This window comes from Celerinatantimonas yamalensis (genome assembly GCF_046054155.1).
Lineage (GTDB): Bacteria > Pseudomonadota > Gammaproteobacteria > Enterobacterales > Celerinatantimonadaceae > Celerinatantimonas > Celerinatantimonas yamalensis.
Map to the genome: position 1 here is coordinate 195,558 of NZ_JBEQCT010000008.1, position 6,001 is coordinate 201,558.

The following is a 6,001-nucleotide window of genomic DNA, read 5'->3' on the forward strand; positions in this document are numbered from 1 at the left end:
CTCTGGAAAATTTAAATGGGTATGGGAGCTTGCAATATTCGTCGTTTTAGGCGTTAGGTGCCCAGAAACACTGGTTTTTTTGTTGATAAAACCAGCAAACAAGCGTTTTTTTAAAATTTTGCGTTGACAGAGCTACGAGTCTCCCTATAATACGCCTCCACAAGTTGGTTGCTTAGCTCAGTTGGGAGAGCATCGCCCTTACAAGGCGAGGGTCACTGGTTCGAACCCAGTAGCAACCACCATCGTGGTCGTTTAGCTCAGTTGGGAGAGCATCGCCCTTACAAGGCGAGGGTCGCTGGTTCGAACCCAGCAACGACCACCACAAATGGTTGCTTAGCTCAGTTGGGAGAGCATCGCCCTTACAAGGCGAGGGTCACTGGTTCGAACCCAGTAGCAACCACCATATTTGGTCGTTTAGCTCAGTTGGGAGAGCATCGCCCTTACAAGGCGAGGGTCGCTGGTTCGAACCCAGCAACGACCACCATGTCTTTTATTTCCTCTTTTGCATCATCAATGTCACATGCCCTACTGGCAAACCAAATTTATATAGCGTACTGGTATTAATTACGACTTGATCGTCGATTCGATACAGCCAGTCATCTACTTTGAACTTCCAATTTTTATTATTAATAGGCACATTCAATACGTAATGCCAATTCACCACTGAGCCAGCAATTGCACCTTGCGCCCTGCCGTCCACGTCCCCAGCTTGCCCTGTTATATTGTTTCCATCAAGCGTGATTCTCCACACCCGCGACTGCTTGCTACCATCGTTATAGTGAAAGTTTTCATCTAGCGTTAAGATATTCCCTTGCCAACTGGCTTGAATATCGGTGGTAAACCGGCGAGTGAGTTTATTTGAATAATCCGTCACCATCCCCCACGCTTTTATATGCCCATTAAAAAATTGCCGAAATGCAAAGGCTGGCTGGGTGCCTTGGTAGCTGGTTAGCTCCGTACTACAGCTAGTTAATAGTGCCAATATCACCACTAAAAATAACTGTCGCATCCTCTATCCTCCAAGTAATTTTTGACGCTGTTTTGGGTAGCCATTGTCAGGGCTCAGCCAAATCGACAAAAACGCTTTAGCAAAGCGTTTGTCATCAATTGTTCCTATGGGTTGAGCGCCAAGATAGAAACGACTTGTGCCATTTGGGGTGACGCTAAAGGCTATACAATCCCCCTTGTGCACATTTGGCCATATCGTGTTGAGTTTATCTAACCATTGTTGGGTTGGCAGAGCTTGTACCATTTTTATTTTTTGCCATTCTTTTCGCGTTTGCTTGACTAACTCTTGATGTGTAATAGTACGCAGATAGGTGATCTGCAACTGCGTGCCAGGTTTGGCTTGTTTAGCTGCTTGTACGCCTTTAGCTTGATATAATTGCGCGCGATAGATATCAAACCACCATTTGGTCAAGGTAAATTGCCCCAACAAAATCTGGTCGGCTGGAACAGGGCAAGCATTACTCTTAGGTTCAGCTGCGGCTAAACTCGCCGCGAACAATAGAGCATTCAGTATCATATTTCGACCCCTTATTCATCTCGCGATAATGGCCACACACAAGTCATCAACTTACAAAAGTATAGTAATAAAGGGGTTAAAATTAGCCATACAATCATAAGCACGCCAATATCGCCTGCATTCAGCGTATCAATTGCACCTAATTGCGATCCAGCCCAATAGCTAGATGCACCCCCAATACTCCCTAGAAAGGCCGCTAACACGAGTCGCTCCTGTAACCATTTAAGCGAAATATTAAGTAACGTAGCAAAACTAAACCATAGCGCAACTAACCATATAGGGATCCCTTGGGCCTGCCAAACTGGGCCGTAAACACCGCTAACAGCAAGCAAACTGTCAACGCCAGAGCCTATCAGTACCGTCCCAATAAGTATGAGTCCGCTGGCGAAGCGGGCTCGTTCACAGGCTAGATAGGTAACGACCGATAAAGCCGCGCATAGCAGCGCATAGATATTATTATTCAGGCAAACCAAGAGCCACCAGCTTAGCTGGTAGCCCATCACATTGATGAAAAGGTAGCTACGTTGACTCATGATTTACCTGCAGGCATATAATATGAGTAGAAGCTGCATAAAAGGCTTTGCTCTGTTTGCTAAGCCTAATTATTCGACAAAAAATGTCGGGGCGAACCAAAGTGCCCTTTAAACATTCCAATGAGGTACTCACTGAATCATAGCCGAGTCATGACTCAGTTAATTGCCAGCAACACGAAAAAATCTAGATTAGACAAATTGCTCTAACACAGTCGTAGGGCGCCCGTTATCAAGCAGTGAATTTTGCTCAATCACGCCAACTGTTCACTCATTGATGGGCTTTCAACCACATCAGTAACTGCGTTTCATCCCAAATGGTGATGCCCAGTTCTTCGGCCTTGACTAATTTAGAACCAGCCGCTTCACCAGCCACCACTACCGACGTTTTTTTCGAGACACTTCCGGCAACTTTCGCGCCAAAGTCTTGCAGCATTGCTTTGGCATCACTACGTGCGAGTTGCTGCAGCGTTCCCGTCAGTACAAAGGTTTGCCCTTCCAATGGTCGCGTCTGCTCAGAATCAATTTCAACACTTGGCCAACTAAGAGCCTGGCACAAGCTCTTAACCACGCTGAGGTTATCGGCTTGGCGGAAAAAGTAATAGACATGTTTCGCAACAATTTCCCCGACATCCGAAACTTCTTGCAACTGCTCGACGGTTGCTTGCATCAGCACATCAAGCTTGCCAAAGTACTGAGCCAAATTTAAAGCCGTTGCTTCGCCGACTTCACGAATGCCCAGTGCATATAAAAAGCGATTGAAAGTCGTTTGGCGCGACTTATCAATGGCATCGAGCAGCTTTTCCAAAGAACGCTCGCCCATCCGCTCGAGATTTAATAGCTCTGGGGCGTGCTCTCGAAGTCGATAGAGGTCTGCTGGGGTGTGAATAAAATCAGCATCCACTAGTTGCTCGACTAACTTGGTTCCTAACCCATCAATATCCATTGCTTTACGTGAAACGTAATGACGCAGAGCTTCTTTGCGCTGCGCCGGGCAGCTTAAACCACCGGCGCAGCGAGCCACAGCTTCACCTTCAATTCGCTCGATCTCACTCCCACACACTGGGCAATGAGATGGAAAAATAATGACTTTCGCATTCTCAGGACGTAGCTCTTGCATTACCCCCGTAATTTGCGGGATCACATCGCCAGCTCGGCGCACCGAGACGGTGTCTCCTATCATCACTCCAAGCCTTTCAATCTCATCGGCATTATGCAGCGTAGCATTGCTGACGTTCACCCCGCCCACGGCCACAGCTTCTAGCCTTGCTACAGGCGTAATAGCGCCCGTTCGCCCGACCTGAAACTCGACGTCACGTAATATAGTTAGTTGTTCTTGGGCTGGAAACTTATGGGCAATGGCCCAGCGCGGTGCTCTTGCCACAAATCCTAAGCGATCTTGATCCGCGATGGCATTAACTTTATAGACGACACCATCAATATCATAAGCAAGTGCATCTCGGCGCTGACCTATCTGCTGATAATAGTCTAAACAGCCTTGCTCACCATTTACCGATTTAACTTCGCAGCTTACAGTAATCCCCCACTCGCGCAGTTGTTGCAACCGCTCATAATGCGTTGCAGACAACGCTCCCTCACACACGCCAATCGCATAAGCATAAAAGGTTAACGGCCGCTGCGCAGTGATTTTCGAATCCAGTTGACGAAGACTCCCAGCGGCTGCATTTCTCGGGTTAGCAAATGGTTTTTGCTGATTAGCCAAACGCTGTTCATTGAGCTGATTAAATCCGCTACGGGGCATAACCACTTCACCGCGCACTTCAATTTGTGAGGGATAATCCCCGCGCAGCTTTAATGGCACATTTCGAATCGTCTTGACGTTTTCAGTTATATCTTCACCCGTTTGCCCATCACCACGCGTTGCCGCACGAACCAGTTGCCCATGCTGATACAAAATACTCACCGCCAAACCATCAAGTTTAGGTTCGGCGCAAAACTCAATATCAAAATGACCCAAACGCTCACCTGTACGTTTGGTAAAGGCTAATAGCGATTCGTCATCAAAGACATTATCGAGCGATAACATCGGCATTTCATGGCGAACCTGGTTGAATTCGCTCAGCGGCTTACCACCGATCCGTTGTGTCGGAGAGTCGCTGCGAATTAACTCAGGATTGGCTTGTTCAAGAGCTTGCAACTGTTGATATAACTCATCATAAACACTGTCGGGAACAGAAGTGTCATCTAATACATAGTAGTGGTAGGCATAATCATTTAGCTTGACTCTAAGCTGCTCAATCTTCTGTTCAATCGCTGACATGGCTTTACTTCCTAAATGAAAAAGCCTCCATAACAGAGGCTTCAAACAATCAATTCATCTGCATTTATTCATGTGAGTTAGGCTGCAATAACTGCTGGCGCTCATACTCGCGGATCCGCTGCTGATAATGCTGCAAAGTTTGCGCGGTAAACGGATTGCGATGACCATCCAATAAAATGCCATCCATATCCAAAACGATCCGCTCAGCGGCATTATACATGACATTGAAATTGCGCGAAGGCTCTCCGGCACACGGTACGGTCATAAATAACGACACACCTTGGGTGCTAAAATGTTCCATATGTTCTGGGTCGAATGTACCTGGTTTGACCATGTTAGCTACGCTAAAAATAATCGCCCCGTGACCGTTGGCTTGCAAGTGGCGATGATAAATATTCATTTCACCAAATTTGAGGCCTAAGCTGGTTAAGCAAGCCAATAGACGGCTACCCTCAAATTGCTCGCCCGTTGCAGCCACGACATTTAACACATAAACATCATCCGGCTGTGCAGCTGGTGCACTGGGTTCAGCTTTGGGTTGATGCGCGTCAGCTTTTGGTTCATGCACAGCTGCTGCCTCAACTTTCGACGCATTGTCGCTCATCACGGCATCATCGAGCGGCTCATCAACATCATCAGCAAGCTCATCAGAGGTCTCATCAAAGCTAAATTGCGGTTCAAGGCGCGGTTCCTCACCCACCACATGCACTTCTCCCACCCCTAAATCATCAAAGGCTGACGCCTCGGATGAAACATCACTGACATCGTCTACCACCTTTGAAGGCGCAGCGCTGTGTGTTTGAGCCTTTTTGCGTTTACGCTTGGGTCTTTCTTCAACTAACCGTTCAGGTCGATTGCGCCGATTACTCAAAAACCCATGTGCCAGTAACCCAGCAATAGCGATAATACCAATAATAATTAAAACAATGCGCAATTCCTGCATATTCTCTACTCTGCTCTATTCTGCCAGTGCGACCGCTTGGGCGATATCGACCGCGACTAATCTCGATACACCGGGTTCTTGCATGGTAACCCCGGCTAATTGGTCCGCTTTTTCCATTGTCACCCGATTGTGACTAATGAAGATAAACTGCACGGTTTGCGACATTCTTGCAATCAAATCTGCAAAACGCCCCACATTTACTTCATCTAATGGTGCATCAACTTCATCCAACATACAAAACGGTGCGGGATTAAGCCGAAAAATTGCAAATACTAAGGATAAAGCGGTCAGGGCTTTCTCGCCACCGGATAATAAACTAATAGTGGAATTCTTTTTCCCTGGGGGACGCGCCATAATGGTGACGCCAGTCGACAAGAGATCATCATCTGTTAGCTCCAGCCAAGCCGTCCCGCCCCCAAACACTTGGGGAAATAAATGTTGCAAATCACTATTTACTTTATCAAAAGTTTCACGAAATTTTGATTTTGTCTGACGATCAATCTTAGCAATTGCATTGTCTAACACTTCAAGTGCTTGTCGCAAATCTGTGATCTGCGCCGATAATTCAGTTAAACGCTGCTGCTGCTGCTCATATTCCTGCTCTGCGGCTAAGTTCACCGCACCAATGCGTTTGATTTGACGCGCTAACGCATCTAATTCAGCGGCATAATCGATCGTCATGTCAATCTCATCCAGTGCTTGTGGGCTTAATGTCACTCCGG

Annotated in this window: 5 protein-coding genes, 4 tRNA genes and 1 pseudogene; 4 read left to right on the forward strand and 6 right to left on the reverse strand. The window is 47.0% G+C overall.

Features of this window, described 5'->3' with window-relative positions; translation table 11 throughout:
• Positions 1–166: 166 nt before the first annotated feature.
• The 4 genes from ABUE30_RS15675 to ABUE30_RS15690 all read left to right on the forward strand — a co-directional run bounded on the left by ABUE30_RS15675 (position 167) and on the right by ABUE30_RS15690 (position 484).
• Positions 167–242, forward strand: a tRNA-Val gene (locus ABUE30_RS15675).
• Positions 243–246: 4 nt separating this feature from the next.
• A tRNA-Val gene (locus tag ABUE30_RS15680) sits at positions 247–322 on the forward strand.
• Between the two features lie 5 nt (positions 323–327).
• Positions 328–403, forward strand: a tRNA-Val gene (locus ABUE30_RS15685).
• 5 nt (positions 404–408) lie between these two features.
• Positions 409–484, forward strand: a tRNA-Val gene (locus ABUE30_RS15690).
• Positions 485–490: 6 nt separating this feature from the next.
• Here the strand turns inward: ABUE30_RS15690 and ABUE30_RS15695 are convergent.
• The 6 genes and pseudogenes from ABUE30_RS15695 to ABUE30_RS15720 form a co-directional block, all read right to left on the reverse strand.
• On the reverse strand, positions 491–1,009 hold the full coding sequence (locus ABUE30_RS15695) for a DUF3833 domain-containing protein (protein WP_408624770.1): 519 nt from the start codon (positions 1,007–1,009) through the stop codon (positions 491–493).
• A 3-nt stretch (positions 1,010–1,012) separates the two neighbouring features.
• Complete coding sequence (locus ABUE30_RS15700) at positions 1,013–1,525, reverse strand: chalcone isomerase family protein (RefSeq protein WP_408624771.1); 513 nt, start codon at positions 1,523–1,525, stop codon at positions 1,013–1,015.
• An 11-nt stretch (positions 1,526–1,536) separates the two neighbouring features.
• Positions 1,537–2,058 carry a DUF2878 domain-containing protein gene (locus ABUE30_RS15705; RefSeq protein ID WP_408624772.1) on the reverse strand — a complete coding sequence of 174 codons (522 nt, stop codon included), beginning with the start codon at positions 2,056–2,058 and terminating at the stop codon, positions 1,537–1,539.
• A gap of 268 nt (positions 2,059–2,326) precedes the next feature.
• Complete coding sequence (ligA, locus tag ABUE30_RS15710; protein WP_408624773.1) at positions 2,327–4,336, reverse strand: NAD-dependent DNA ligase LigA; 2,010 nt, start codon at positions 4,334–4,336, stop codon at positions 2,327–2,329.
• Positions 4,337–4,400: 64 nt separating this feature from the next.
• The gene (gene zipA / locus ABUE30_RS15715) at positions 4,401–5,279 is read right to left on the reverse strand and encodes a cell division protein ZipA (RefSeq protein WP_408624774.1); all 879 of its coding nucleotides are present in this window, start codon (positions 5,277–5,279) and stop codon (positions 4,401–4,403) included.
• 15 nt (positions 5,280–5,294) lie between these two features.
• Positions 5,295–6,001: pseudogene (locus tag ABUE30_RS15720) on the reverse strand (chromosome segregation protein SMC); the annotation flags it as partial.